The 26,333-nt window shown below is 68.8% G+C and carries 25 protein-coding genes; 8 read left to right on the plus strand and 17 right to left on the minus strand.

What is annotated here, in order from left to right; translation table 11 throughout:
• Nucleotides 1-19: 19 nt before the first annotated feature.
• The 3 genes from NA8_RS10395 to speD all read left to right on the plus strand — a co-directional run bounded on the left by NA8_RS10395 (nt 20) and on the right by speD (nt 5,008).
• Complete coding sequence (locus NA8_RS10395) at nt 20-2,518, plus strand: DEAD/DEAH box helicase (protein WP_063050163.1); 2,499 nt, start codon at nt 20-22, stop codon at nt 2,516-2,518.
• 163 nt (nt 2,519-2,681) lie between these two features.
• A complete protein-coding gene (locus tag NA8_RS10400) occupies nt 2,682-3,797 on the plus strand; it encodes a type III PLP-dependent enzyme (RefSeq protein WP_063050164.1) in 1,116 nt (371 codons plus the stop codon).
• 8 nt (nt 3,798-3,805) lie between these two features.
• Complete coding sequence (gene speD, locus NA8_RS10405; RefSeq protein WP_063050165.1) at nt 3,806-5,008, plus strand: adenosylmethionine decarboxylase; 1,203 nt, start codon at nt 3,806-3,808, stop codon at nt 5,006-5,008.
• Here the strand turns inward: speD and NA8_RS10410 are convergent.
• The 6 genes from NA8_RS10410 to NA8_RS10435 form a co-directional block, all read right to left on the minus strand.
• Nucleotides 5,005-5,307, minus strand: coding sequence for a hypothetical protein (locus NA8_RS10410; RefSeq protein ID WP_245663766.1), 303 nt, complete (start codon nt 5,305-5,307; stop codon nt 5,005-5,007). The two genes, speD and NA8_RS10410, sit on opposite strands and share 4 nt — an antisense overlap.
• Nucleotides 5,308-5,472: 165 nt before the next feature.
• Nucleotides 5,473-5,679, minus strand: coding sequence for a tautomerase family protein (locus NA8_RS10415; RefSeq protein ID WP_062973959.1), 207 nt, complete (start codon nt 5,677-5,679; stop codon nt 5,473-5,475).
• 1 nt (nt 5,680) lies between these two features.
• Nucleotides 5,681-6,415, minus strand: a complete 735-nt coding sequence (locus NA8_RS10420) for an SDR family NAD(P)-dependent oxidoreductase (protein WP_063050167.1) — start codon at nt 6,413-6,415, stop codon at nt 5,681-5,683.
• Nucleotides 6,416-6,491: 76 nt separating this feature from the next.
• The gene (locus NA8_RS10425) at nt 6,492-7,082 is read right to left on the minus strand and encodes a TetR/AcrR family transcriptional regulator (protein WP_063050168.1); all 591 of its coding nucleotides are present in this window, start codon (nt 7,080-7,082) and stop codon (nt 6,492-6,494) included.
• 55 nt (nt 7,083-7,137) lie between these two features.
• Entirely contained in the window at nt 7,138-7,629 is a 492-nt protein-coding gene (locus tag NA8_RS10430; RefSeq protein ID WP_218019435.1) for a gamma-glutamylcyclotransferase family protein, read from the minus strand.
• Between the two features lie 53 nt (nt 7,630-7,682).
• Nucleotides 7,683-8,591 carry a hydrogen peroxide-inducible genes activator gene (locus NA8_RS10435; RefSeq protein ID WP_063050169.1) on the minus strand — a complete coding sequence of 303 codons (909 nt, stop codon included), beginning with the start codon at nt 8,589-8,591 and terminating at the stop codon, nt 7,683-7,685.
• A gap of 176 nt (nt 8,592-8,767) precedes the next feature.
• Here NA8_RS10435 and NA8_RS10440 point away from each other — a divergent pair, with 176 nt between their 5' ends.
• The 3 genes from NA8_RS10440 (at nt 8,768) to NA8_RS10450 (ending at nt 10,775) form a co-directional block, all read left to right on the plus strand.
• Entirely contained in the window at nt 8,768-9,355 is a 588-nt protein-coding gene (locus tag NA8_RS10440; RefSeq protein WP_040867866.1) for a peroxiredoxin, read from the plus strand.
• A 98-nt stretch (nt 9,356-9,453) separates the two neighbouring features.
• Nucleotides 9,454-9,993 carry an alkylhydroperoxidase, AhpD family gene (ahpD, locus tag NA8_RS10445; protein WP_063050170.1) on the plus strand — a complete coding sequence of 180 codons (540 nt, stop codon included), beginning with the start codon at nt 9,454-9,456 and terminating at the stop codon, nt 9,991-9,993.
• Between the two features lie 107 nt (nt 9,994-10,100).
• On the plus strand, nt 10,101-10,775 hold the full coding sequence (locus tag NA8_RS10450; RefSeq protein ID WP_063050171.1) for a PhzF family phenazine biosynthesis protein: 675 nt from the start codon (nt 10,101-10,103) through the stop codon (nt 10,773-10,775).
• Between the two features lie 7 nt (nt 10,776-10,782).
• On the opposite strand, the gene NA8_RS10455 is transcribed toward NA8_RS10450, so the two are convergent.
• From NA8_RS10455 to NA8_RS10475, 4 genes are all read right to left on the minus strand, one after another.
• A complete protein-coding gene (locus NA8_RS10455; protein WP_084466669.1) occupies nt 10,783-11,517 on the minus strand; it encodes an anti-sigma factor in 735 nt (244 codons plus the stop codon).
• On the minus strand, nt 11,510-12,196 hold the full coding sequence (gene sigK, locus NA8_RS10460) for an ECF RNA polymerase sigma factor SigK (protein WP_245663758.1): 687 nt from the start codon (nt 12,194-12,196) through the stop codon (nt 11,510-11,512). The genes NA8_RS10455 and sigK overlap by 8 nt, the downstream gene beginning before the upstream one ends.
• A 63-nt stretch (nt 12,197-12,259) precedes the next feature.
• Entirely contained in the window at nt 12,260-12,943 is a 684-nt protein-coding gene (locus tag NA8_RS10465; protein WP_063050174.1) for a DUF5134 domain-containing protein, read from the minus strand.
• A gap of 451 nt (nt 12,944-13,394) precedes the next feature.
• A complete protein-coding gene (locus NA8_RS10475; protein WP_063050176.1) occupies nt 13,395-14,624 on the minus strand; it encodes an aminotransferase family protein in 1,230 nt (409 codons plus the stop codon).
• Nucleotides 14,625-14,810: 186 nt separating this feature from the next.
• Here NA8_RS10475 and hrpA point away from each other — a divergent pair, with 186 nt between their 5' ends.
• Complete coding sequence (gene hrpA, locus NA8_RS10480; protein ID WP_063050177.1) at nt 14,811-18,920, plus strand: ATP-dependent RNA helicase HrpA; 4,110 nt, start codon at nt 14,811-14,813, stop codon at nt 18,918-18,920.
• A gap of 1 nt (nt 18,921) precedes the next feature.
• On the opposite strand, the gene nrdR is transcribed toward hrpA, so the two are convergent.
• The 3 genes from nrdR to NA8_RS10495 all read right to left on the minus strand — a co-directional run bounded on the left by nrdR (nt 18,922) and on the right by NA8_RS10495 (nt 21,432).
• Nucleotides 18,922-19,392 (minus strand): transcriptional regulator NrdR, encoded by a 471-nt coding sequence (gene nrdR / locus NA8_RS10485; protein WP_040867881.1) that lies wholly within the window; start codon nt 19,390-19,392, stop codon nt 18,922-18,924.
• Between the two features lie 206 nt (nt 19,393-19,598).
• Nucleotides 19,599-20,852, minus strand: a complete 1,254-nt coding sequence (locus NA8_RS10490; RefSeq protein ID WP_063050178.1) for a hypothetical protein — start codon at nt 20,850-20,852, stop codon at nt 19,599-19,601.
• A 124-nt stretch (nt 20,853-20,976) separates the two neighbouring features.
• Nucleotides 20,977-21,432 carry a hypothetical protein gene (locus tag NA8_RS10495; RefSeq protein WP_063050179.1) on the minus strand — a complete coding sequence of 152 codons (456 nt, stop codon included), beginning with the start codon at nt 21,430-21,432 and terminating at the stop codon, nt 20,977-20,979.
• 269 nt (nt 21,433-21,701) lie between these two features.
• On the opposite strand from NA8_RS10495, the gene lexA reads away from it, so the two are divergent.
• A complete protein-coding gene (gene lexA, locus NA8_RS10500; protein WP_063050180.1) occupies nt 21,702-22,430 on the plus strand; it encodes a transcriptional repressor LexA in 729 nt (242 codons plus the stop codon).
• A 386-nt stretch (nt 22,431-22,816) separates the two neighbouring features.
• Here lexA and NA8_RS10505 read toward each other — a convergent pair whose 3' ends face one another.
• From NA8_RS10505 to nicT, 4 genes are all read right to left on the minus strand, one after another.
• Nucleotides 22,817-23,230, minus strand: a complete 414-nt coding sequence (locus NA8_RS10505; protein WP_063050181.1) for a hypothetical protein — start codon at nt 23,228-23,230, stop codon at nt 22,817-22,819.
• Between the two features lie 29 nt (nt 23,231-23,259).
• Nucleotides 23,260-23,769 (minus strand): DUF2231 domain-containing protein, encoded by a 510-nt coding sequence (locus NA8_RS10510; RefSeq protein ID WP_063050182.1) that lies wholly within the window; start codon nt 23,767-23,769, stop codon nt 23,260-23,262.
• A 707-nt stretch (nt 23,770-24,476) separates the two neighbouring features.
• Nucleotides 24,477-25,220 (minus strand): DUF6390 family protein, encoded by a 744-nt coding sequence (locus NA8_RS10515; protein ID WP_063050183.1) that lies wholly within the window; start codon nt 25,218-25,220, stop codon nt 24,477-24,479.
• Complete coding sequence (nicT, locus tag NA8_RS10520; protein ID WP_501193536.1) at nt 25,217-26,332, minus strand: Nickel transporter NicT; 1,116 nt, start codon at nt 26,330-26,332, stop codon at nt 25,217-25,219. The genes NA8_RS10515 and nicT overlap by 4 nt, the downstream gene beginning before the upstream one ends.
• Between the last annotated feature and the right edge of the window lies 1 nt (nt 26,333).

Here is a 26,333-nt window from a genome sequence, read left to right on the forward strand (position 1 = left end):
AGGCCGTAGGGTGGTCGGAGTGGATCTGACCGAACTGCTCGACATCCCGGGGACCGACGCCGACGCGCTCTACGAGTCGTTCGGGACGTGGGCCGCCGAGCAGGGCACCCCGCTCTACCCGGCGCAGGACGAGGCGCTGCTCGAGCTGGCATCCGGATCCAACGTCATCCTCGCCACCCCAACCGGTTCCGGGAAATCACTCGTCGCGGTCGGCGCGCATCTGTTCGCCCTGACCCAGGGGGTGCGCACCTACTACACCGCCCCGATCAAGGCGCTGGTGAGCGAGAAATTCTTCGCTCTCTGCGAGGTGTTCGGGGCCGAACGCGTCGGCATGGTCACCGGCGACGCCGCGGTGAATCCGGAGGCGCCGATCATCTGCGCGACCGCGGAGATCCTGGCCAACCTGGCGCTGCGCGAGGGCGCGGACGCCGCCGTCGGCCAAGTCGTGATGGACGAGTTCCACTTCTATTCCGACCCCGACCGGGGGTGGGCCTGGCAGGTTCCGTTGCTGGAACTGCCCCGCGCCCAGTTCCTGCTCATGTCGGCCACGCTCGGCGAGGTCGACTTCTTCGCCCGTGACCTGGAGCGCCGGACCGGCCGCTCCACCGCGATCGTCGCGGGTACCGAGCGCCCCGTGCCGCTGAGCTTCTCCTACGCCCGCACCCCGATTACCGAGACTCTCGAGGAACTGGTCACCACCCACCAGGCCCCGGTGTACGTCGTGCACTTCACCCAGGCCGCCGCGTTGGAGCGCGCGCAGGCGTTGACCAGCGTGAATTTCGCGACGCGCGCCGAGAAGGACGCGATCGCCGGCGCGCTGGGCGAGTTCCGGTTCGCCGCCGGCTTCGGCAAGACCCTGTCGCGGCTGATCCGGCACGGCATCGGCGTGCATCACGCGGGCATGCTCCCGAAGTATCGGCGCCTGGTGGAGCGTCTGGCACAGGACGGCCTGCTGAAGGTGGTGTGCGGCACCGACACCCTCGGCGTCGGCATCAACGTGCCCATCCGCACCGTGCTGCTCACCGGGCTGACCAAGTTCGACGGCGTGCGCACCCGCAGGCTCAAGGCACGGGAGTTCCACCAGATCGCGGGCCGCGCGGGCCGAGCCGGTTACGACACCATGGGCACCGTCGTCGTGCAGGCTCCCGAACACGAGGTGGAGAACACCCGGCTGCTGGCCAAGGCGGGCGATGATCCCAAGAAGCAGCGCAAGGTACAGCGACGCAAGCCGCCGGAAGGCTTCGTGTCCTGGAGCGAGGAGACCTTCGACCGCTTGGTCACCGCGCAGCCGGAGCCGATGGTGTCGCGTTTCACGGTGACCAACGCGATGCTGCTGAACGTGATCGCCAGGCCGGGCAACTGCTTCACCGCCATGCGTCACCTGCTCGAGGACAACCACGAGCCGCGTCCCGCCCAGCGCAGGCACATCCTGCGCGCCATCCGGCTGTATCGCGCGCTGCGCGACGCCGGGGTGGTGCAGCAACTGCCGGAACCGGACGCCCACGGCCGTCGCGCCCGCCTGACCGTCGACCTGCAGCGCGATTTCGCCCTCGACCAGCCGCTGTCGCCGTTCGCGCTGGCCGCACTGGACCTGCTGGACAAACAGTCCCCGAGTTATACCCTCGACGTGGTGTCGCTCATCGAATCCACCTTGGAGGATCCGCGCCAGCTGCTGATGGCCCAGCAGCACAAGGCACGCGGCGCGGCGATCGCGGAGATGAAGGCCGACGGCATCGAGTACGACGAGCGGATGGAGCTGCTCGAAGAGGTGACCTGGCCCAAACCGCTGGCCGAGCTGATCGAACCGGCGTACGAGACCTATCGTGCCGGCCACCCGTGGGTGTCGGAATTCGCGCCGGCGCCCAAGTCGGTGGTGCGCGACATGATCGAACGCGCCATGACCTTCGCGGAGCTGATCTCCTTCTACGAGCTGGCCCGCTCCGAGGGCGTGGTGCTGCGCTACCTCGCCGACGCCTACCGCGCGCTGCGGCGCACCGTGCCCGATTCGGCGCGCACCGAGGAACTCGACGACATCACCGAATGGCTCGGAGAGCTTGTGCGCCAAGTGGATTCGAGCCTGCTCGACGAGTGGGAGCAACTGACCAACCCGGGTGCGGAGACCGACGCCGACCAGCTCGCCTTCGGCGCGGAAACGGTGCGCCCGATCACCGCCAACGAGCGCGCCTTCCGGGTCATGGTCCGTAACGCGATGTTCCGCCGCGTCGAACTGGCCGCACTGCGACGCTGGGACGAACTGGCCGAACTGAGCCCCGGACCGGATTGGGCCGAGGCGCTCGCGGACTACTACGCGGAGTACGAGCGGATCGGCACGGGCCCCGACGCCCGCGGTCCGCAACTGTTCCAGGTGGAACGAAGACCCGGATTCTGGCAGGTGCGCCAGGTGCTGGACGACCCGGCGGGCGAGCACGGCTGGTCGATCGACGCGGTGGTCGATCTGGCCGAGTCCGACGCCGCGGGTGAGGTCGTCTTCGACGACCTCACCGTGTCCGCCGGCTGAGCCCGCATCACCCGTCAGTCCCCTATCCATGCAGGTCAGCAACTCCGTCACGTCGAGAAGACGGGGGTGCGCGACCATGTGGCGAATCCAGGTTTCGACGGATTCGTTTCTGGGTACGGGCCGCTGATACTCTCTCCCCCGCTGCCCAAGCGAAAGATCAACTATGCCCGAATCGCCCTACCTTGTCATCCATCCCGAGCGTGTCCGCCAGAATTACCGCGCGCTCGATGCCGCCCTGTCCACAGACACGGGCGCCACGACGAGGATCCGTTTCGCCGTGAAGGCGAGCCCGGTGCCGGCGATCGTGCGCCTGCTCGACGAGGAGGGCGCGGAATTCGATGTCGCCAGTATCGGCGAGATCGACCTCTGCGTCGGGCTGGGAGTGGCGCCGCAGCGGTTGTGCTACGGCAACCCGATCAAGAAGGCCGCGCATATCGCCCGGTCCTATGCCTTGGGTGTGCGCCGCTTCGCCTTCGACACCGAGGACGACCTGCTGCGCATAGCGGAGCACGCGCCCGGCTCCGAGGTGGAATGCCGGTTCCTCGCCTCGGCGCCGGAGTCGCGCACCCCGTTCGGCACGAAGTTCGGCTGCAGCCCGGGTGAGGCGTTCCGGCTGCTGGTCCGGGCCCGCGACCTCGGGCTCGTGGTCGCCGGGCCGTACTTCCACGTCGGCTCCCAGCAACTGGATCCCACCGCCTGGCGGATCGGCATCGAGCAGGCGGGCCGGATCGCCGAGGCGCTCGCCGACAAGGACATCGCGGTCGGTTCGGTGAACATCGGCGGCGGGTTGCCGATTTCCTATGCCGACCCCGCTCCCGGGCTGGGCGAGGTCGCCGCGGTGGTCAAGCATGCCGCGGCCGAATTCCTCTCCGGGGATACCGGATTGGTCGTCGAACCGGGCCGGGCACTGGTCGGTTCGGCGGGCACCATTCACGCCGAAGTCGTCGGCGTCCGCACCGCGCCGGACGGCAGGCGCTGGGTGTATCTCGACATCGGCCGCTACAACGGAATGGCCGAGACCGAGAACGAGTACATCGCCTACCGGTTCGTCACCGACCGGGACGGCGACCCCGTCGACGAGGCGGTGGTGGCCGGTCCGACCTGCGACGGCGACGATGTACTGTATCAACGCACGCGCGTCCTCCTACCGACCACGTTGCGAGCCGGTGATCGCGTTCGAATCCTCGACACCGGTGCCTATACCGCGAGCTATTCGTCGGTGTCATTCAATGGTTTTCCGCCCTTGACCGTTCATGTCTCGGGCGCTGAGCGAGAGTGAGTTTGCCCATGACGGCGGAATTCACCGGTTGGCATGTGCTGGCCGAGTTCGGTGGTGTCGACGCAGACCTCTGCGACGATCTCGAACGACTCGAATCGGCGTTGCGTGAGTCTCTGATCGCGGCGGGCGTCACCATCTGCGATGTCGTACACAAGAAGTTCGAACCGCAGGGGGTGACCGTCCTCGCGCTGTTGTCGGAGTCCCACGCCTCGATTCACACTTATCCGGAGTCCGGCGACATCTTCGTCGACGTGTTCACCTGCGGCAGCATCGGCGCGGGCGCGTCGAAAGCGGTCGAGCTACTGCGGGACGCGTTGGCTCCCAAGGATGTTCGCATGCAGGTCATCCGCAGGGGACACGGCAGCCAGCGGATCGAGGAACCGGTGGGCGCTGGCCTGACCCGCATCTGGGACCTGCACGAGGTGATCGTCGACACCCACACCCCGTTCCAGCACATGGTCATCGCGCGGACCGAGCAGGGCATCAGCCTGTTCTCCGACGATGACCGCCAGTCCACCGAGTTCTCCCAGCTCACCTACCACGAGGCGATGATGGTCCCCGCCTTCGTGCTGGCCGGGAAGCTGGACAAGGTGCTGATCATCGGCTCCGGCGAGGGTGTGGCCAGTCAGATGTCGGTCGCCGCGGGCGCCACCCACGTCGACCACGTCGACATCGACCAGCTCGAGGTGGAGCTGTGCGCCCGGCACCTGCCCTACGGCTACTCCAGCGACGAACTGGCCGCCGCCGTCGAGGGCGAGGGACCGATCAAGGTGCACTACGCCGACGGCTGGGACTTCCTGGCCACGGCCGCGCAGGCGGGCACCCGCTACGACGTCATCGTGATCGACCTGCCGGACGAGCGCGTCGAGGACGCGCAGCACAATCGGCTCTACGAGGCGGAGTTCCTGTCCCGATGTCGTGCGCTGCTCGCGCCCGGCGGGGTGCTGTGCGCCCAGGCCGGCTGCGCGACCATGTGGCGCAACGAGACGCTGAAGCGGTCCTGGGAGCGTTTCCACGAGCAGTTCGGCACCGTCGTGCACTACGGCAGCGACGAGCACGAGTGGTCGTTCCTGTTCGGGCTGGTGGACGTGGTCGACGACCCGGTCGGCGGGATGACCGATCGTCTGTCGCGGCTGCCCTACCGGCCCGAGACCATCGACGCGCGGGCGCTGGTGCGCGGCGCGATCGAACCGCACGCGCTGCGGGTCTAGGCGAAGACACCCGGATGCGCCGATCCCGATAGGGATCGGCGCATCCGGCGGCACCGCCACGCCGGTCGCCGAAGTCGCGCTGGCTGCCGCAGGTGCTTGCCGAAGATATCGAGCTGGAACGAGCTACTCACCAGGAACATGTACAGCACCAGCCCGATCAGTCCGACAACGTAGAGGGCAGTGAGGTTCGGGGGGATGCTCGCGCCTCCCACCGCGAGCTCGGTCAGGAGCAACCACTCCCGCGCCTGCGGCCAGGCCCAGCCGAGCACCGAGGACCCGAGCAGGAATCCGGCGATCATAACGGCCACAACCTGCACCTGGCCCAGACGCCGCGGCAGCGGATCTCGGCGGCGGAGGGAAACGTAACGGTTCCGGCGCGACTCCCTCGTGACGAGTTCGGGCGCCATCGCTCGCGCGCGCCGTGATTACGCCCGAACAGCTTGTCGGACAGGGAATTCGCGGCTTCAGGAGCGTTGCTGCTCGCGCCACCGCTCGACGTCGACCCCGCCGACACCCCAGTTCGACAGGGCGACTTCATCGATCACGACGTAGGTGCTCGCGGGCGCCTTGCCGAGCACGTCGTACAGCAGATCGGTGACGCCCTCGATCAGCCGCGCCTTCTGTTCGCGGGTCACGCCTTCGTCGGTGACTTTGATGTTCACGTAAGGCATTTCAGGCCGCCCTTCCAGAGATGTACCCGCCGTCGACGGGGAGGATGTGTCCGGTCGTGAATTCCGCATCGGTGAGATACAGCACCGCGGCCGTCGTTTCGGCGACTTCGCCGATGCGGTTGAGCAGTGCGAGCCCGGCGGAGGCCTGTTCGTCGCCGGCGCCGAACAGGGGCGTGCGGATGATGCCGGGGGCGACCGCGTTGACCCGGATGCCGTCGGCGGCGAGTTCGGCGGCCAGGCTGGTGGTCAGCGCGTGCACGCCACCCTTGCTGACCAGGGCCGCCGTGGCGGGTAGCCCGGCGAGGGCGTGGTCGATCAGCACGGTGCCGATATTCACGATGCTGCCGCCTCTTGCTTGCGCCAGGAACCGCCGCACCACGGCCTGCGTGGTGAAGTAGGTGCCTTTGAGGTTTCCGTTCAGATAGCCGTCGAGGTCTCCTTCGGTGACCTCCACGAACGGTTTGGCTCCGAAGATGCCGGCGTTGTTGACCAGCACGTCCACGCCGCCGAACCGCTCGACGGCGACGCCGACCAAGCTCGCTCCGGTAGCGGCCGCGCCGATATCGCCCGCCACCGTGGCCACTCGCTCCGGCGCGCCGAGTGCGGCGGCCACCTCCGTCAGCCTTGCCTCGTTTCGTCCGTTGAGCACGACGTTGTCGCCACGTTCCACGAATGCCCGCGCGATATCGCGGCCGATCCCGCTGGAGGAACCGGTCACGATAACCGTCTTCGCCATCGCTGTCCTTTCATATATACGACCGGTCGTCTTGAAATGGATCGCCGAAGACGCCGGGCGGGTGTGATGCCCTGGATCAGGGCAGGAAGTAGTCGCCCAGCAGGCGATCCAGGCACTTGCGCAGTGGGTCGAGGGTGCGATCGATCTTCATCCTGATCACCGCCCCCTCCCAGGATTCGAGCAGCAGATCCGCCAGTTCGCCCGCCTCGATGTCGGCGCGGATCAGGCTCAGGCGCTGCCCCTGCGCGAGTTGCTCGGCGATACGGTCGCGCCATGCGGCCCATGCCTGCGACAGCGATTCCCGCAGCAGCTCACTGCCTTCCAGTTCGCCGCCCAGATTCGCGATGAGGCAGCCACCGGTGAAATCGGAGGCGACGAAGTCGTCCATCAGCCGCCCGAAGAACGCCCGCAGGCCGCTCACCGGGTCCGGCGCGTCGGCGAATGCCTCTGTCAGGTTGCGTTGGACACAGCGGGAGTGGTGCTCGATGATCGCGCGCCCGAAACTCTCCTTGCTGTCGAAGTAGTTGTAGAACGAACCCTTCGGCACCCCGACCCGGTCGAGGATCTGTTTGATTCCGGTGCCGTGATAGCCGCTGGTCAGAAAGCCCGCGGCACCCTCTTCGACGAGAAGCCGCCGAGTGTCTTCGCTGCGCCGTGGTCGTGCCATACCTGAAATATACGACCGGTCGTCTTGGAATTGCAAGGGGAGACGCCCGTGCGCCTCATGCCGAGGGCCCCGACCATCCCGGTCCGGCCGAATCCGGGAAACCAGCGGGATCTCGGCGCCACCGGGCGGAGCGAGCGGCGAAGAGCGCTAGATGCTCGGCGGCGAACCGGTCCCGCTGCCAGTCCGCCGAATCCGCCGCCACCGTCCAGACATAGGTCCACACCGGAGCGTTCCGGTGGCCGATACGCACTCGGCGCAGGTCGTACTCGTCGTCCTCGAACGCGTCGAGGACCGTCCACTCCGCCGCGGCGAGACCGCTCAGCACCACACCGCGGGTGCGTGCGTGCGAGGCGGCGACCAGCCCCGGGTAGATCCGCCCCGGCAGCGCCGCGGCGCGCCAACCGGCCAGCTCGGCCGGTTCGCTCGGCGGGACTCGCCCGAGCAGCGTCTCCAGCACTTCGGGAAACTGCAGCGTGCCGTAGACGAACAGCGCGTCATCCCACCCGGACAGGCGGCCCAGCCGCGCCTCGCCCGACGCCGATGCCACCTCACGCCTCCTCTCACCCTGGCTCGGCATGCTCCGCCCCACTGGCCGCGCAGCTACATCGGCCGCTGAGCGCGGACGATGGCGGCCAGGTATTCGTAATCATTTGCCCGAGCACTGGAAGTACGGAAGACCAGGCCGATGGTGCGGCCGGGGGCGGGGGCGCCGAAGTGCGCGACATCCAATGTGCCGCGCGCGGTTTCCGTCGCGACGGCCATTTGCGGGATCAGCGTCACACCGAGTCCGCCCGCGACGCACTGCACCACCGTGGACAGGGACGCGGCCCGGGTGTCGCCGACGGCGGCCGGGTGCACATCGGCCGAGCGGCAGGCCTCCAATGTCTGATCGCGCAGGCAGTGCCCCTCGTCCAGCAGCAGCAGCGGCTGCGCGTCCAGCACCGCCGCCGCCAGATCGGTACGCCCGGCCAGCTCGTGACCGCGCGGCGTGACCAGCACGAATTCCTCGGTGTAGAGCGGGATCTCGACCAGGCCGGGCATCTCGGTGGGCACCGCGAGCAGCGCGACGTCCAGCACGCCGGTGCGCAGGGCGTCCAGCAGCCGGGCGGTCTGGTCCTCGACGATCTGCGGACGCAGCTCAGGTAGCCGCTTGCGCAGTTCCGGCAGCAACCCGGGCAGCACGTAGGGGGCGACCGTCGGGATGATGCCCATTCGCAGCGTGCCGCCGAGTCCGTCGCCGGTGGCCGAGGCGACGAAGCGGTCGGCGGCCTCCAGCGTCGCCATCGCCTTGGGTAGCAAGCGCATCCCCGCGGCGGTCACCAGCACGCGGCGGGTGCTCCGTTCGATCAGCTGGAGCCCGAGCCCGTGTTCCAGAGCGGCGAGCGCCTGCGATAACGTGGGCTGACTCACACCGAGGCGCGCGGCCGCGGTGCCGAAATGGCGGTATTCGGCGATCGCCACGAACGCACGCAGCTGTGACAGGGTGGGCTGATAAGTCTGATCAGTCACGCCTATCAGTGTAGTGCGACTGATCACCTTTACCTTTTACGCACCCTTGGGCAAGATCGCCGGTGAGCTTTTCCACCGGCGGTGTGAGTGCCGGGCCGACGCGGTGGCTCGTATAGCCGCAACGGCCCGCAATACCGCAGAACACAGTTGGCAACCAACCTGACGAGGAGACGAGCATGGCCCTGCTGACCATCGGCGACCAATTCCCGGCATACAACCTCACCGCGGTCATCGGCGGTGATCTGTCGAAGGTCGACGCTCAGCAGCCTGACGACTACTTCACCCGGATCACCAGCGACGACCACGCGGGCAAGTGGCGGATCGTCTTCTTCTGGCCCAAGGACTTCACCTTCGTGTGCCCGACCGAGATCGCCGCGTTCGGCAAGCTCAACGACGAGTTCGAGGACCGGGACGCGCAGGTCCTCGGCGCCTCGGTGGACAACGAGTTCGTGCACTTCCAGTGGCGCGCTCAGCACGAGGATCTCAAGACCCTCCCCTTCCCCATGCTCTCGGACCTCAAGCGTGAACTGGCCACCGCCACCGGCGTGCTCAACGCCGACGGCGTCGCCGACCGCGCCACCTTCATCATCGACCCGAACAACGAGATCCAGTTCGTCTCCGTCACCGCGGGTTCCGTGGGCCGCAACGTCGACGAGGTGCTGCGAGTGCTGGACGCTTTGCAGTCCGACGAGCTGTGCGCCTGCAACTGGAAGAAGGGCGATCCGACCATCAACGCCGGCGAACTCCTGGCCGCCAGCGTCTGAGATACCCCTTCGCACCCGGGATTTCGGGTACGCCGCCCGCATCATCGAGAAACGACCCGGTCCCCCACGGGGATCGCACCGAGTAGAGGAATCGCCGAATGAGCATTGAGAACCTGAAGAACTCCCTTCCCGAGTACGCCAAGGACCTCAAGCTCAACTTGTCATCCATCGCGCGCACCACCGTGCTGAACGAGCAGCAACTGTGGGGCACCCTGCTGGCGTCCGCGGCCGCGACCCGGTCGACGAGCACGCTGCGCGAGATCGCCGAGGAAGCCGCCGGCGCGCTGTCGGCGGAGGCGTACAACGCCGCCCTCGGCGCCGCCTCGATCATGGGCATGAACAACGTGTTCTACCGGGGCAAGGCGTTTCTCGGCGGCCGCTACGACGACCTGCGGGCCGGACTGCGCATGCAGATCATCGGCACGCCCGGCGTCGACAAGGCCGACTTCGAGCTCTGGTCGTTCGCGGTCTCCTCGATCAACGGCTGCGCGCACTGCCTCGAGGCGCACGAGCACACTCTGCGCGAATCGGGCGTCTCGCGCGAGGTGATCTTCGAATCGCTGCGCGTCGCCGCCATCGTGGCCGGTGTCGGCCAGGCGGTGCAATCGACCGAGGCGCTCAGCACGGCCGCGATCTGATTTCGCTCGAAAAGAGGCCCCTGTCCTGCGACGGGGGCCTCTTTCGCGTTCCCGATGTGGTCCGGCCGACAGCCCGCGGCGGGGGCACACGGGTAGGCTCGTCGAGCATGGGCACACAGGTTGATGTGGTGCGAGTGTTCACCGACGCGGCCGGACGCTTCGGCAACGAGCTGGGTATCGCGCGGGCGGCCGACGTCGCCGCGGCCGATCGGCAGGCGCTGGCGGCCAAAGCCGGCTACAGCGAGACCGTGGTGGTCGAGGAGCCGGTCGACGGCACGGTCGCGGTGCGGATCTACACCCCCACGGTCGAACTTCCGTTCGCGGGACACCCCTCGGTGGGGACCGCGTGGTGGTTCGCGTCCCAGGGCATCCCCGTGCGGACCCTGGCTGTGCCTGCGGGCCCGGTGGCGGTGGAACTCACCGAGGGATTGACCTGGATCACCGCTCGCGGCGAATGGGCGCCCCCGTTCACCTTCCATCAGCTGGAGGACGCCGAGGTGCTGGCCACCCTGCGCCCGGACGAGTTCCCCGGCGGCCCGCACTACCTGTGGGCGTGGACCGACGAACATCGCGCCGTCCTGCGATCGCGCATGTTCGCGCCGACCATGGGGATCTCCGAGGACGAGGCCACCGGAGCGGCGGCCGTGGCGTTGACGGCCTTGCTGCGCAAAGGCCTGGTCATCACCCAGGGCAAAGGCTCGCAACTGTTCACCCGGTGGGACTCCGACGGGTGGGTGCACCTGGGCGGCCGAGTCGTCGGCGACCAACCGGTGGAAATCTAGACCCCGCTCAGGGCAGCGTGACGCCCACGATGGGATCGCCGCTCGGTACGTCGGAACCGCCGTCGGGTTCGACGCTCACCGCGAGGACATCGCCGGAGCGGAAACCGGTGACGAACGGCCGATCCATCGACGGGAGGTCGCTCAGCACCCCGGCCGAGCGGGCTTGCCCATCAGGGCCGACCAACCACATCTGATACACCCGGCCCGAAGGCGGCGGCGCGACCCGGTCGAACACGACGACCGCGCGCCCGAGCTCGGGCGAGGCGTCGACGACGAGCACACCGCCACCGGCGAACGAGCCGTTCACCGTCCGCGCACCCGGGTGCATCTGCACCTGGTCGGCAGCCGCAGGATCGGACGGCGAGCCGATGAACTGCGCGGTCAGCACGCTTCCACCGAACACCAGGCTCGCGACGGCCGCGATGGGCACCGCCCAGCGCAGCGGCCGCCGCCGCCACGCCGAGATGCGCGTGACGGATGGCCCGGCGGGCTCGTCGGGCAGCGCGGCCAGGATGCGGCTTTCCAGCTCCGGCGGCGGCGCGAACTCGTCGAGCACGGCGAGCCGTCCCATGACGTCGCGCACCTGCCAGACGGTGTCGGAGAATGCCCGGCGCACGTCCGGGTCCGCCGCCGCGAGGCGGGCATCGATATGCCTGCGCTCGATATCGGCGACCGCGTCCAGCGCGCATGGGTAGGCGAGGTCGATGAGGTCGGCCTCCGTCCGTGGCAAGGCGTCAACCATCGGTGCGTTCCCCGGACAAACACTTCTCCAATCTCTTCAGCCCGTCGCGGATGCGGGTCTTGATCGTGGGCAACGGCACCGAGAGATGATCGGCGACCTCCCGATAGGTCCACCCGCTGTAATACGCCAGCGCGATCGCCTCGCGCTGGGTGGGGGTCAGGTTCTGCAGGCAGCCTGCCACCTGTTGCTCTTCGATGCGCTGGGTGACCGATTCCGCGACGACGTCATGGTCGCGACCCAGATGCTCGTGCGCGTACACCAGGTCCCGGCTGGTGGCCGAACTCTCCGCGCGGACCCGATCCACCGCTCTGCGATGAGCGAGCATCATCAGCCAGCCGACCGGGCTGGCCAGCGAGGCGTCGTAGCGGTCGGCCATCGACCACACCTGGAGGTAAACCTCCTGGGTGACCTCCTCGGCGGCGGCGTGACTGCGCAGGATCCGCACGGTCAGACCGAACACCCGCGGGCTGGTGAGCTGATAGAACTCGGTGAACGCGGCACGATCGCCCGTGCCGGTGGCGGCGAGCAGCGCCGCGAGCTCACGGTTCGCCCGAGTGGCCTGGGATCGGTCGTAGCCGGTCGGCAGCGGGCACGCGAGCGCCGGGCCATCGGATTCCTCTCTCGCGCGTGCCGCAGCGCCCGATCGGTGGGGTGAAGCAGAACCGTGTTCGTTGCTCATCGCCGAATCCCGTGCCTGCATGCACAGGGGTTCGGTATGCGGACGGACCCGGATTGGTCGCGGTCACCGAATGATCACGGCCACCAGCATGTAAGCGGCGCCTGCGTCCATCACCACATGTGGCACCGCCGCCCACGGTTTCGCGGGCCCGGTGAGGGCGGCGACGCAACCGCCGGAACGCGCGAGCAACCCCAGCGGGCCCGACGGCCGCGCCTGCGCCCAGCCGGTGCAGGCGGCGACCGCGACCACGAGCGCGTCGAGGAGAAACAGCGCGGCAAGGCCGAGAGCGGGCCCGACGGCCGGGCCGCCCGCGTGGCCGGAGGCGGTGTGACCGGACATCGCGTAGAGCATCGCTGCGGCGGCGGCGATGTGGTAGCCGAGCGGGATCAAGCGGTCGAGCGGCAGCGCCCGCCCCTGGGCGGCGTGCTCGGCGGCGCGCAGCATCAGCAGTCCGGCGAAGACCACGGCCATCGCCGTCAGCACGCCGCGCAACGCGTGCGGGCTCGCGCCCGAGGGGAACAACAGCATGCCGAGCATGACCAGGCACATCACCAGATGGGCGGCGTCGGACTCGGAATGCCCGGCCGCGGCATTCTGGGCGGAGGAAGAATCCGGCAACGCGTCGACGGGATCGGCGGACGGCACCGCAGGCGCCGTCACCCGCGACAGCACGATCACCGCGGCGACGACGAACGCCGCCACCGCCACCCACCGCAACGCGGCATACTCCTGCGCGAACTCCGCCACACCCCACCACCTCTCAGCACGGCGACCACGGTCGTCGCCCTCCCATGCTCGCATCCCGAGACGGTCGGGGTGTCCCTTTTCGATGCGCGCACATCGTCGATCGACCGCGGCGGCGGCGATCGCCGCGCAGAGCGAGATATTCCACCCGCTATCACCGAGATCTTCTGTGGCGCAGCCCGTTACCGCGACGATGCCGGGGCGATCACTTCGAATCACTGCCCGCGGCCGAGTCGCCGACCCGACCCGCACGGTCCCGGGACGTTCGCACGCGCCACGACAGGCGGGCGGCGCGCAGGACTTCTTCCGGCCGGCCCGCCGCCTGTACGCCGCCCACGGCTTCGGTGACTGCCCGCCGTTCGGCGACTACCCTCCCGATCCGCACCGCGTCTTCATGACCCGCGCGTTCTGGCATAGGGTCCGGTGCACGGTTCCGATCGCCGACACGGGCGAATCAGACATCGTTCAACGCGCGGGTGAATCCGTCGACGAGTTCGGCGATCTGGTCGTCGGTCATGATGAAGGCCGGGGAGATCTGCATGGCTCCCTGACCCGCCGCGCGACTGGAGATCCCGTGCGCCCGCAGCGTTTCGACCAGCGGCAACCCTTCGGCGGGGTCGGCCAGTTGGATGGCCGCGACGGCGCCGAACCCGCTGCGCACCTCGGCGACCCTGGGATGTCCGGCGAGCACCGACAGCTGCTCGTGCAGGTTCGCCTCGAGGCGCAGCGCGGCCTCGAGCAGGCCTTCACGCTCGATGATGTCGAGATTCGCCAGCGCGGCGGCCGCGGCGCCCGCGTGGCCGCCGTAGGTGTAGCCGTGCCGCCACCAGACGCCGCCGCCGAAGAACGGCTCCGCCACGCGCGGGGCGGCGAAGACCGCGCCCATCGGGAGATAGCCGGAGGTCAGTCCCTTCGCGGTGGTCATCAGGTCGGGTTCGAGCCCGAGCCGGGACGAGGCGAACCACGCTCCGCCGATGCGGCCGAAACCGGTCACCACTTCGTCGGCGACGAACAGGATGTCGTGATCGCGGCAGATGCGCCGGACTTCGGCGAGATAGCCCGCCGGCGGCGGATACACACCGCCCGCGCCGATGACCGGTTCGCAGAAGAACGCGGCGATCCGATCGGCGCCGACCTCCTCGATCAGGGCGAGCAGGGCTTTCGCGTCGTCCCACTCGACGGTCCTCGCCGCGGGCATCAACTCGCCGTAGCCCTCGCGATTGCCCGGGAGACCCGCCAGCGCCGTGCCCGCCACGTGCATGCCGTGATAGGCCATCCGCCGCCCGACCACGATCGTCTTGCCGGGCTGTCCGAGTTCGTGCCAGTAGCGGCGGGCGAGCTTGGCCGCGGTGTCGACGGAGTCGGAACCGCCCGAGGTGAAGAAGACCTTGCTGCCCGGCACCGGGGCGAGGCCGGCGAGCCGCTCGGCGAGTTCCTGGGTGGCGGGCTCGGTGATGTCGCCGAAATTGGAATAGTGCGCGATCGTGCGCAGCTGCGCGGCCACCGCGTCGGCGATCTCGCCGCGCCCATGGCCCACGTTGGCGAACCACAGGCCTGCGGTCGCATCGAGGTACCGATTGCCCGCCTGGTCGAAGACATAGACGCCGTCTCCGCGAGCGATCACGAACGCTCCGTCCCGCTCGACGGCACCCATATCGGCAAAGCCATGCCATAGCGCGTTCATGTCTCCACCTTTACCGGTTCCCGGGTCGTGGTCCACTCCCGGCCGTCAAGTCGCCGCGCACAGCGCAAGACGGCGCTGATCCGCGCATGTCAGCGGCCGGGATGGGGCTTCAGTTCCCACTCGGCTACCGGCCGCGGTGGCTGGTGGAAAAATCCGCTGGCGGATTTCGCTAGGCTGGTCGATGCAATGACCAGGACAGCCGCCACCGACTCCCGCGAACTTCGCACCCGCTTGGCGAATCTTTCCCTTCGCGACGAACACCGGTTGCGGCGCAGGCTCGACAAAGCGCGCGGCGGCGACCTGGGCGAGGTGGAAGCCGAGATCGCGGCCGCCGAACTGCGGGTCGAGGCGCGGCGCGCGGCGGTGCCGGAGATCCGCTATCCGGAGCAGCTGCCGGTCACCGCCCGCCGCGAGGACATCGCCGCGGCCATCGCCGAGCACCAGGTGGTGATCGTCGCGGGCGAGACCGGCTCCGGCAAGACCACCCAGATCCCGAAGATCTGTCTCGAACTCGGCCGCGGCATCCGTGGCACGATCGGGCACACCCAACCCCGCAGGCTCGCCGCGCGCACCGTCGCCGAGCGGATCGCCGAAGAGCTGGGCACCGAACTCGGCGACGTCGTCGGCTACACGGTGCGGTTCACCGACCACGCCTCCGAGCACACCCTGATCAAGCTGATGACCGACGGCATCCTGCTCGCCGAGATCCAGCGCGACAGACTGCTGCGCCGCTACGACACGATCATCATCGACGAGGCGCACGAACGCAGCCTCAATATCGACTTCCTGCTCGGCTACCTGAAGCAGCTGCTGCCGCGCAGGCCCGACCTCAAGGTGATCATCACCTCGGCGACCATCGATCCCGAGCTGTTCGCCCGGCATTTCGCGGACGAGGAAGGCACTCCCGCACCGATCGTCGAAGTCTCCGGTCGCTCGTATCCGGTGGAGATCCGCTATCGGCCACTCGCGCTGGAACTTCCGGGCGCCGCCGGTGACGAAGACGACGAGGACACCCGCATCGTCGACCGGGATCCGGTGGACGCGATCGGCGACGCGGTAACGGAGTTGTTCGCCGCGGGTGACGGCGACGTGCTGGTTTTCTTGTCCGGCGAACGCGAGATCCGCGACACCGCGGACGCGCTGCGGGATCTGAAGCTGCCGCGCACCGAGATCCTCCCCTTGTACGCCCGGCTGTCGGCCGCCGAGCAGCACCGTGTGTTCGCCCCGCACACCGGGCGCCGGGTGGTGCTGGCGACGAATGTCGCGGAGACCTCGCTCACGGTGCCGGGCATCCGGTACGTCGTCGACCCCGGCACCGCGCGGATCTCGCGCTATTCCATGCGGACCAAAGTGCAGCGGTTGCCGATCGAACCGGTGTCGCAGGCGTCGGCGCGGCAGCGCTCCGGGCGTTGCGGTCGCGTCGCCGACGGCATCTGCATCCGGCTTTATTCGGAGGACGACTTCGAATCCCGGCCCGTCTTCACCGATCCGGAGATCCTGCGCACCAATCTGGCCGCGGTGATCCTGCAGATGACCGCGCTCGGCCTCGGCGACATCGAGAACTTCCCGTTCGTGGAGCCACCGGACCGCCGCGCCATCCGCGACGGCATCGCCCTGCTCGAAGAGCTCGGCGCCCTCGCGCGCCGGGACGGAAAGTCCCGGACCGAGGGCGACGGCGCGACCGCCCTGACGCTGACCCCGATCGGCCGCGACATGGCGCAGCTGCCTGTCGATCCCCGGATGGCGCGGATGCTGGTGGAGGCGCAACGCACCGGTTGCCTGGCCGATGTGCTGGTCATCGTCGCGGCGCTGTCGATCCAGGATGTTCGGGAGCGGCCCGCCGAGCAGCAGCAGGCAGCCGACACCAAACACGCGCGCTTCACGGTCGAGGGTTCCGACTTCCTGGCCTACCTGCGCTTGTGGGACTACCTCGGCGGGCAGCGCAAGTCGTTGTCGTCCAACCAGTTCCGGCGTCTGTGCCGGGAGGAGTTCCTGCACTACCTGCGGATCCGGGAGTGGCAGGACCTGCACGGGCAACTGCGCACGATCACCAAGGGCCTCGGATGGTCGGCGCGGGCGCAGGACCCGGCGGAACCGGACCGAACCGAAGCGGCCGCGCCGGACGTCGAGCAGGGCAACCGATCACGCCGCAGCCGGTCCACGCGCGGGGGCGACGGGCGCCCCGGCGCCGAACGTGGCCGGGGGGCCACCGCGGCGACCGTCGCGGACAACGAAGGACTCCCCTGGGATTCCACCGCCATCCACCAAGCGCTGCTGGCGGGCATGCTGTCGCACATCGGCGTCAGGGAAGCGGAATCCCGGGAATTCCTCGGCGCGCGCAACGCCAAGTTCATGATCTTCCCCGGCTCGTCGCTGGCGAAGAAGCCGCCCCGTTGGGTGATGGCCGCCGAATTGGTCGAGACCTCACGGCTGTGGGGCCGGATGGCCGCGAAGATCGAGCCCGAATGGGCCGAGCGGCTCGCGGGCGACCTCGTCAAACGCGTCTACTCCGAGCCGCACTGGTCGGCCAAGCGGGGCGCGGCGCGCGCCTACGAACGCGTCACGCTGTACGGGATACCGCTGGTCACCGGCAGGCCGGTGGACTACGGCCGCATCGACCCCGAGTTGTCGCGCGAGCTGTTCATCCGGCATGCCCTGGTGCAGGGCGAGTGGCAGACCCGGCACGAGTTCTTCCACCGCAATCGCGCGCTGCTCGACGACGTCGCCGACCTCGAGCATCGCGCCCGCCGCCGGGACATCCTGGTCGACGACGAGGTGCTGTTCGCGTTCTACGACGAACGCCTGCCCGCCGACATCGTCTCGGTGCGTCATTTCGACAGCTGGTGGCGCACCGCACGCCGGGCGGACCCCGGGCTGCTGGATTTCTCCACCTCCACCGTGGTCAACGAGGGCGCGGCCGCACTGGACCCGGCGGCCTTCCCCGACTCCTGGCGCCAGGGCGAACTCGGTTTCCCGCTCTCCTACCAGTTCGAGCCGGGCAACGAGAACGACGGCGTCACCGTGCGGATCCCGGTGGAACAACTCGCCCACGTCCGCGCCGTCGGCTTCGATTGGCTGGTACCGGGCATGCGCGACGAACTGGCCGCCGCTCTGATCAAGACATTGCCGAAGACATTGCGACGCAGCGTCGTCCCCGCACCCGACTTCGCGTCCGCCGCCCTGGCGGCGCTGACCCCGCGGGCGGAGCCGCTGCGGGCCGGGCTGGCGCGCGAGCTGTCCCGGCTGGGTTCGGTGTCGATCGCCCCCACCGACTTCGATGTCTCCGCACTGCCCGACCACCTGCGCATGACTTTCGCGGCCATCGGCGACGACGGCGCCGTGCTCGCCCGGGGCAAGAGTCTGGCCGCGCTGAAAACACACCTGGCCGAGCAGGTTTCCGCCTCCGTCGCCCGGGCCACCGCGGGAGCGGAACGCCCGCCCGCCACGGTGTGGACCTCCGAATCGCTCGGCACCCTCGCGCCGACGGTGCGGCGCGAGGTGGCTGGGCAGACCGTCACCGGATACCCGGCACTCGTCGCCGAGGGCGACGGTGTGGCGGTCCGGGTGCTCAGCTCCGCCGCGGAGCAGGCCGCCGCCATGCGCCTCGGCACCAGAGCGCTGCTGCTGCACGCGCTGCCCGCTTCGGCCCGTAGCTCCACCGCGGGCCTGTCGCCCGCGGATCGCCTTGCCCTGAGCCAGAATCCGTACGGCTCGCTGGACGCGCTGCTCGACGACTGCCGCGCGGCCGCTGCCGACGAACTGCTCGTGGCCGCCGGCGGGCCGGTGCACGACCCGGCGGAGTTCGACGCGCTCGTCGCCCGGATCCGTCCGGATTTCGCCGCCACCGTCGCTCGGTACGTGCGCCTGGTCGTGCCGGTGCTCGCGGGCGCCCACCGGGTTTCGGTGGCGCTGACGCGAACGAGCGAGCGCGACATCGCCGAGGACGTCCGGCATCAGCTCGACAACCTGGTGTTCCGCGGCTTCGTGTCCGAAACCGGCGCGGCCAGGCTGCGTGAGCTGCCGCGCTACCTCCAGGCGGCGGTAGCGCGACTGGAGGCGTTGCCCGGCTCGGCCGTTCGCGATCGGCAAGGCATGGCCGAACTCGATCGGGTGCTCGCCGCCTATGACCGCTTGGTCGCGTCGCTCCCGCAGAGCCGCAGGCACGCGCCCGCGGTCACCGAGATCTGGTGGATGATCGAGGAATTCCGCGTCAGCCTGTTCGCGCAGAAGCTCGGTACCCCGTTTCCGGTGTCGGCCAAGCGAATCGAGAAGGCGATCGCCGCGTTGCGGCGCTGAGTCAGTCGGCGGCCGACAGCGCTTCGGCGCGCGCCTGGCGCATCTCCCGGATCTCGCGTTCGAAGTCCTCGGCCGAGGTGAACGACCGGTAGACCGAAGCGAACCGCAGGTAGGCCACCTCGTCCAGATCGCGCAGCGGGCCCAGGATGGCCAGCCCCACCTCGTGGCTGGGCACCTCGGGAGATCCCTTGGCGCGCACCGCGTCCTCCACTTGCTGCGCCAGCAGGTTCAGCGCGTCGTCGTCGACTTCACGACCTTGGCAGGCCCGGCGCACACCCCGGATGACCTTTTCGCGACTGAACGGCTCGGTGACGCCGCTCCGTTTGACCACCGACAGGATGGCGGTCTCCACGGTGGTGAACCGCCGCCCACACTGCGGGCAGGCGCGACGCCGGCGGATGGCCGCGCCTTCGTCGGCCTCGCGCGAGTCCACCACCCGGGAGTCGGGGTGTCGGCAGTACGGGCAATGCATCCGAGAAATCCTTCGTCGATGCGCGTGCTCGCGTCCGGACCGGGCACCGATCGGGGCGATCGGTCCGGCGAGCCCGTGTACAGAGGTCTATACCCCGGCACCAGACATTCCTCGTGCGACACGCGGAATACCTGCATAACACTTCGAGGATACCCGTCCGGGTTCCCGAATTGCCGCACTCACCCCCGCTGCCGGGCTCGGCTTCCTCATCCGGCGATCTGCCAGTGCGCGGTCAGGTCGGCGAGGAGGTCCGGCAACCGGGCGGCGAGGCGGCCACGGGCCAGTTTGCCCCAGAACGCCTCGCCGAGGACGGCGCCGGCCACGGCGGGGTCGGTCTCCATATCGATATGGCGGGGCAGCAGGTCATCGGTGATGTAGTGCCAGCGTGTCTCGCGGTCGGCCCAGTTGAAGCCGGGCAACGGCACGCGGAGCGCGAGGCTGCGGCCACCTACCTCGGCGCCGACCACCGTGGCGGCGAACACGCCGGGCGCGCGGACGCCCGGGACTCCGGGTTTGCCCGCGATGGTGCTGACATAGGTGAGCACGCGGCCGATCGGCGCCCGGCCCGCCGACGTCTCGTCCCACTGGTCGGCGACGACATGGTTCTGTTCCCGATCGGTCATCCGGATCAGCGCGTCGATGTAACCGTCCCTGGTGCCCGAGGCGATCGACTGCCACGCGGTGCGGATGCCGTCGTCGAGCACACCCGCGGCGTACATCTCGTCGATCCCGCGCATGCCCAGCGCGACATAGGCTTCGTGCATCGGCACCAGATCCGTGAAGATGTGCTTCTGCATGATCATCAGGCGGGTCTGATACCAGGCGACGTCCGCCGCGCTCAGGCGGGAGCCCTCGGTGGCGAGCAGCCGGATGTCCTCCGGCAGCGCCCGCGTCAATTCCGGCGGGGTGGCGCGCAGCAGATCCGCGACCGCGTCGCCGAGCCGATGGATGCCCGGCACGTCCAGCACTACGCCCACATCGCTCATGTCGAAGAAGCCCGAGGCGAACGATCCGCCCGCGATGCCGGCCAGCCCCGCCCAGTAGAACTCCGGGTGGCGCGTGGCCAGCCGCAGGTAGTTGACGTAGACCTGGTTGAAGGTGCGTTCGTTCGCGCGCGGGCCCTGCTCCGGATCCCAGGCCGCCAGATCGATATCGGCGTTCCCGGTGGCGATCACCAGCCAGTACTGATGCAGCAGTGTCGCGTAACGGTGCGGCGCCACACCGTCGGCCCGTGCCTGTCGCAACGCCTCGGCGAGATCCGATTCGTCGAGTGGCAGAGAAGGATTGAGCCCGCCCGCCCCCGAACCGTCACCGTTGCCGGAGGGAAGGTCCAGATAGGCCGCGTACGCGGGTTCCGCCCGAGCGATCGATGCTGCGCCGAGTCCGAGGACCAAACAGAGAGCCAAGGCGGCCGCGCGGAGGAAGACGCGAACCGAGCGGCCTGCGCTGAGGAGTGTCATGTGCTGAAAGATCCCGCCATCGTTCGGGCGGTGTTGCCCGCATCACGTTTTCAGCACGGTAGCAACACGTTCTAGTTTTCGATCAACAATTCCGGCCGCCCAGGGTGGCCGAATTCCCTTCCGCTCAGCGCGAAATGCCACCCACCGGCGCACCCGGGGCATCCACCACCGCCGGTACCGGCCGACCGGAATCACCACCCCACTCGCCTGCGCGCACATGCGCCAGGGCGATCAGCCCCGCCACTACCAAGGCGGTGACCAGCGCGGTGACGGCGAGGACGGCGAACCCGATCTGCGCTTGCTCGACCCGGCGCATCGGGTGTTCACCATGAGCACGCCGCCGCGCCAGCGGTCGCGAACTCCGGTCGTAGGCGACCGCGCCCGCGGGGGGACGCGCCCCGGGCGGGCGCCGATCGGCCGCGGATCGGTGCGCGGGCGTCAGTGCGCGGGCACGCGCATCACACAGCAACCGCCGGGCGGTCTCGTAGCCGAGATCGTCCCGATCGGGATCGGCAGGGCGCTCGGGTTGCGCGACCGCCGAGCCGAGGGAAGGGGTGACATCGCTGATCGCAGTGCTCATCGGACAAACCTCCGTGGTAGGTGCTCCGTCGGCGTTCGAGCTGTTCGAACACGTGTTCAGTCTCGATTCGCTCATGTGTTCGAAGAACTGGTGTTCGATTTCTACCACGCGGCGCCGACGAAGTCAGCAGGAACACCCGACATACGTCGAACAGATGTTTGATCCAGCGGCGTGACCGGACTAGATTCGAAGAACCGAAGACACGACAGGCCATGAGGGACACATGCCGGGCACCGACCGGCCTGGCACAGCAGGAAAGGGCGGTTGCGGTGAGGCAGACGGACGACACGGGTGACGAGACCGAGAGCGGCGCCGACGCGGCGGGTAGCGGGGCGGATCTCACCGTGCGTCAGCGCAAAGTGCTGGAGGTGATCCGCTCCTCGGTGAGCGAGCGCGGCTACCCGCCGAGCATCCGGGAGATCGGTGACGCCGTCGGCCTCACATCCACCTCGTCGGTCGCCCATCAGCTGCGCGCCCTGGAGCGCAAGGGCTACCTGCGCCGCGACCCGAATCGGCCACGCGCCGTGGACGTCCGGGGCCTGGACGAGGTGGTGCGGTCGGTGACCAGCCTGCCCGCCGCAGCGGTCGACGACGGTGAGATCACCGTCGACGTCGACCGTCCCGTCCCCACGTTCGTCCCGGTACTCGGTCGCATCGCCGCCGGTGGCCCGATCCTGGCCGAGCAGGCTGTGGAGGACGTCTTCCCACTGCCGCGCGAGCTGGTCGGCGACGGTTCGCTGTTCCTGCTGAAGGTGGTCGGCCAGTCCATGATCGACGCGGCGATCTGCGACGGCGACTGGGTGGTCGTGCGCCAGCAGAACGTCGCCGACAACGGCGACATCGTCGCGGCGATGATCGAGGGCGAGGCCACGGTGAAGACCTTCAAGCGCACCGGCAAGGACGTCTGGCTGATGCCGCACAACCCCGTCTTCGAGCCGATTCCCGGTAACGACGCCCAGATCCTGGGCAAGGTCGTCACAGTCATTCGCAAGATCTGACGTTCGTGGAACGACGAACGCCGGCCATGCGCTGATGCGCGCCGCCGGCGTTCGCCGAACGACGGAAGGTACGGCGCACTCACAGCTGACTGCCAGCTGATGCGCAGGTGATTCACCAGGACGCTTGCGAAGCTCCAGCGGTGACAGCGATCCCCGCCGCGGCCGCCGTGCCCGATGCGAACCCGATTGCCACCCGCCGCGGATCGACCGGCTTACCTCCCGCGCGAAGGTGGGAGCGCGTGGGGCTGTCCCTCCTGCTGATCGGGACCGCGGTCGCGTATCTGTGGCACATCACGGTCAACGGGATGGGCAACAGCCGTGGTCGCGGTGGCATTGCTGTATCGCGTTCCTGGCGAAGCTGAGGATCGGAGCCGGGGACGACTGGGTCAGCTCGTGCCCACACCGAGGGCTGTCAGCAGCACCAGCACGACGGTGAGCACGGCCAGCACGCCATGGCCCGCGACGATGGCGACGGGAAAGTTCCCTTCGGGAGGTTCTGCACTACCCGCCGAACGGGCACGGTAGGTGGGCAGCCAGCGCAGCAGCATCGCGAATCCGAGCAGCGCGACGGGGATCAGCAGTACGAACGCGACCCACGCCAGTGCGTCCGTGTCGAGGACGAGGTACAGAATCCAGCAGATCAGTCCGGCCACGGCGAGCGTGAAATGACCGAACACGACCGGCACGGGCAGCTGGGTGGAACTCGATTGCCGCGTCCCGCCCCGGGCGATCCACGTGCCGAGCATGAAGAAACCGCCGCCCGCGGTGAGCAGCCAAGAAACCAGTGCGGCGATGCCCATGGTGTGCCTCCTGAAGGATGCGAAGGGATTCAGTGGGTGAAGCCGCCGGCTTGGGTGGTTTCGTCGGCGACCCGCACGCCATAGCGATAAGCCAGCTTGCCGCCGAGATACCCGGAAATCGCCAGTGTCACCAGGCTCGCCGCCGACAGGGTCAGCGGCCCGGCCGGGACCGCGACCGCGAGGTCCGCACCCCGCCGCCACACGAAACCCAGCGCATAGGCGACGGTCACCAGCAAGTTGAGAGTCATGTGCACCAAGCCGGTACGGAAGGCGGGCGTGCCGGTCGGGATCGCGAGCAGATCGAGGAACCCGATTGTCGCGGCGACCAAGGCGCCGAGCACGCCGATCGCGATCAACCAGGACGATCCCTCGACCAGGAAGTCCGGATCGTCGACGAAACGGGACGCGATGTCGAACACGAAACTGGCGACCCAGGCGCCGATCGGGACGGTGACCAGGATCGGGTGGAACGGATGCCCGTAGGGACCGGCCAGCACCGCACTCACCGGCCGCTTTCCCTGCCGTGGATCGCCGCTCATCGCACACCTCCGCCGAGGTCGATCAGGTCGATGACGAAAGCAGACTTACCCGCCGCGCGGGACATTCACACCGCACATCGGGTCGACCACCCTCGACCCCGAGGTCGATTATCTGCCGTCGAATACTCGGCGGGTAACGCGCTGGTTTTTGCACCCGTACGATGACCGAAACACTCGCACGCCACACCGCGACATCATTCGGTTTTCCGTCTGACGAACAGCTACATCATCGGCATCATCGGCATCGGCATGCCGGGGAACATGCGATTCCACCAGTCGCGCACCATCCCCATCATCTGATCCATCACGGTAGTTCACCTCCCTTCGACAGGACTCGAGAAGCAGTTCAGCTCATCGGACACGAAGGTGAGGAAACGCGGTCACACGCCGTGATAATCACCGGGAAACAATTCCTGGGGAGCGATGAATTTTCCGACCGGGCGACCATTGGCGAATCCACGCGGCACTCCTCGTGGTCCGGCTCGACAGCTGTGTACATTCTACTCCGAGCGCGGTTGCCGTAAAATGTCGTCGCGCCTTCGGAATTCGCCGAATTTTCGAGTGCCGCGCATTGAACCGATCCGATCATCGCGCCCGTGAAGGAACGCATCGCCATAGGCCTCGATGGCGGCGGCTATCTTGTCATTCCGAGGGAGTTCGCCGCGACGAATGCGGTGCCCGGGATCGGCGGCGCCGCCCAGAGATCGTCAGCTCGCCGGGCTCCGCCGCACAGCCAGCCGCCGATTGGTGACCTCCAGCTGACGCACCGTGCCCGCCTCCAGAGCCCGCACCCCGGCGTCGTCCAGTCGCCCGCACAGCCGCCCCCAATGCACCGCGACCCGCTCCCCCGCCGCTACGTCGGGCAGCGCCGCGTACCCGTCCACCCGGATCGGCACGGACTCGGACGTCTCCGCCGACAGCGTGAGGCGTTCTCCGTCCCAGCGGAGCCTGCGGCAGCGCAGCGCGACCTCGCCGCCGCTACGGTCGAGGACCGTTCCCCAGGTGATCCGGCAGCTGTCGAGGACGTGCAGGGGATGTGCGTTGCCGTGCCGGAGCAGCCGGGACCACGGGTACACGCCGAAGACGTGGAAACAATGGTTTGCCGCGGCTTCCTCGGCCAACCGTGGGGTCAGATGCGTCCAGTACCCGCCCGCGACCGGGCCGAGCAGACTCAGCAGTTCCGCGGTGAACTCCTGGGGGTCCAGGCTCGCGCCGACTCCACCGCCCAGCCAATAGGACTCGACGAGCCCGCGGTCCAGCGGATCGGCGATGCCGGTCATCCGGGCCATCACCTGCAGGTAGGGCCACGCGCCGGTGAACCGGCGCGCCACCGCGCGCACCTGTTGTTCCGAGCCGTCCCGCAACGCGGCCGCGTCGGGCGGCCCGCAGTAGCCGAGCCGGTTGGGCGCGTAGGCGTACCGGGCGAACATCTCCGCGCCGCCGCCCGTCATCGGCAGGGCCTTCCACCAGCCCGCTCGACGGACCACCGCTGCTCGAGCCTGCCGAATCGCCACACCGCCACCGCTACCGCCCAGGTGAGCACGAACAGCCCGGCGATCAGCAAGCCCATGGCGCCGAGATCCAGTCCGCCGACCCAGGCCACCGGGCCGTCGGCGATGCCGAATTCGTCGGCCAGCACGGAGATCATCTCCTGCGCGCCGATCATCAGGGCTACCACGACCGACAGGCCCGTGACGACGATGTTGTAGTAGACGCTGCGCAGCGGCCCCGCGAACGCCCACCCGTACGCGTAGTTCATGAACGCGCCGTCCAGCGCGTCGAACAGCGTCATTCCCGCCGAGAACAACACCGGCAGCACCAGGATCGCGTACCACGGCAGGGCGGTCGCCGCCGCGCCGCCCGCGATCACCAGCAGGCTCACCTCGGTGACGGTGTCGAAGCCCAGACCGAACAACAGTCCGACGGGGTACATCTGCCACGGTGCGCGCACCGCTCGGGTCAGTGGGCCGATCACCCGCTGCAAGGCGCCGCGGTCGTCCAGCTTCTGTCGCAACGCGGCCTCGTCGTATGTGCCGCGACGCATGCCGCGGAACACCCGCCAGATCCCGATCAAGGAGACCAGGTTCAACAACCCGATGGCGAGCAGGAAGGTTCCCGAGATGCCGGTTCCGAACACCCCGGTCCAGCGGTGCAGCCCGGACTCCTCCTCCCGCAGGTTTCCCGCCAGGGCCTTGACGCCGAACGCCAGCAGCGCGACGAGGACGAAGACGATGGTGGAGTGGCCGAGGGAGAACCAGAACCCCACCGACAGCGGCTTGCGCCCGTCGGCGACCAGCTTGCGGGTGGTGTTGTCGATGGCGGCGATGTGGTCGGCGTCGAAGGCGTGCCGCATCCCGAGCGTGTAGGCGGTGACGCCGAGACCGACGCCGAACACCGCACCGTCCACGACGTACCCGCCGGGGACCACCACCAGCAGCAGCGCCGACCACCCGAGGACATGCAGGGCGACGATGACCGACGCCATCCCCGCGACGCCGCGCCGCTGCCGCCCGTCCCGGGGGCGGGGCGTCGCCGAGGGGGTATCGGCGATCCGAACGATGATC

This window comes from Nocardia arthritidis NBRC 100137, from assembly GCF_001612765.1.
GTDB classification, from domain to species: Bacteria; Actinomycetota; Actinomycetes; order Mycobacteriales; family Mycobacteriaceae; genus Nocardia; species Nocardia arthritidis.

Bases quoted from the DNA above. Each gene is read 5' to 3' on its own strand.
- NA8_RS10490 (WP_063050178.1), bottom strand. From the start codon at position 20,852: ATGACACTCCTCAGCGCAGGCCGCTCGGTTCGCGTCTTCCTCCGCGCG.
- NA8_RS10510 (WP_063050182.1), bottom strand. From the start codon at position 23,769: ATGAGCGGCGATCCACGGCAGGGAAAGCGGCCGGTGAGTGCGGTGCTG.
- NA8_RS10425 (WP_063050168.1), bottom strand. From the start codon at position 7,082: ATGGCACGACCACGGCGCAGCGAAGACACTCGGCGGCTTCTCGTCGAA.
- NA8_RS10455 (WP_084466669.1), bottom strand. From the start codon at position 11,517: ATGGTTGACGCCTTGCCACGGACGGAGGCCGACCTCATCGACCTCGCC.
- NA8_RS10420 (WP_063050167.1), bottom strand. From the start codon at position 6,415: ATGGCGAAGACGGTTATCGTGACCGGTTCCTCCAGCGGGATCGGCCGC.
- sigK (WP_245663758.1), bottom strand. From the start codon at position 12,196: ATGAGCAACGAACACGGTTCTGCTTCACCCCACCGATCGGGCGCTGCG.
- NA8_RS10515 (WP_063050183.1), bottom strand. From the start codon at position 25,220: ATGACGGGCGGCGGCGCGGAGATGTTCGCCCGGTACGCCTACGCGCCC.
- ahpD (WP_063050170.1), top strand. From the start codon at position 9,454: ATGAGCATTGAGAACCTGAAGAACTCCCTTCCCGAGTACGCCAAGGAC.
- speD (WP_063050165.1), top strand. From the start codon at position 3,806: ATGACGGCGGAATTCACCGGTTGGCATGTGCTGGCCGAGTTCGGTGGT.
- nrdR (WP_040867881.1), bottom strand. From the start codon at position 19,392: ATGCATTGCCCGTACTGCCGACACCCCGACTCCCGGGTGGTGGACTCG.
- NA8_RS10450 (WP_063050171.1), top strand. From the start codon at position 10,101: ATGGGCACACAGGTTGATGTGGTGCGAGTGTTCACCGACGCGGCCGGA.
- NA8_RS10495 (WP_063050179.1), bottom strand. From the start codon at position 21,432: ATGAGCACTGCGATCAGCGATGTCACCCCTTCCCTCGGCTCGGCGGTC.
- NA8_RS10475 (WP_063050176.1), bottom strand. From the start codon at position 14,624: ATGAACGCGCTATGGCATGGCTTTGCCGATATGGGTGCCGTCGAGCGG.
- NA8_RS10415 (WP_062973959.1), bottom strand. From the start codon at position 5,679: ATGCCTTACGTGAACATCAAAGTCACCGACGAAGGCGTGACCCGCGAA.
- NA8_RS10440 (WP_040867866.1), top strand. From the start codon at position 8,768: ATGGCCCTGCTGACCATCGGCGACCAATTCCCGGCATACAACCTCACC.
- hrpA (WP_063050177.1), top strand. From the start codon at position 14,811: ATGACCAGGACAGCCGCCACCGACTCCCGCGAACTTCGCACCCGCTTG.
- NA8_RS10505 (WP_063050181.1), bottom strand. From the start codon at position 23,230: ATGGGCATCGCCGCACTGGTTTCTTGGCTGCTCACCGCGGGCGGCGGT.
- NA8_RS10410 (WP_245663766.1), bottom strand. From the start codon at position 5,307: ATGATCGCCGGATTCCTGCTCGGGTCCTCGGTGCTCGGCTGGGCCTGG.
- NA8_RS10400 (WP_063050164.1), top strand. From the start codon at position 2,682: ATGCCCGAATCGCCCTACCTTGTCATCCATCCCGAGCGTGTCCGCCAG.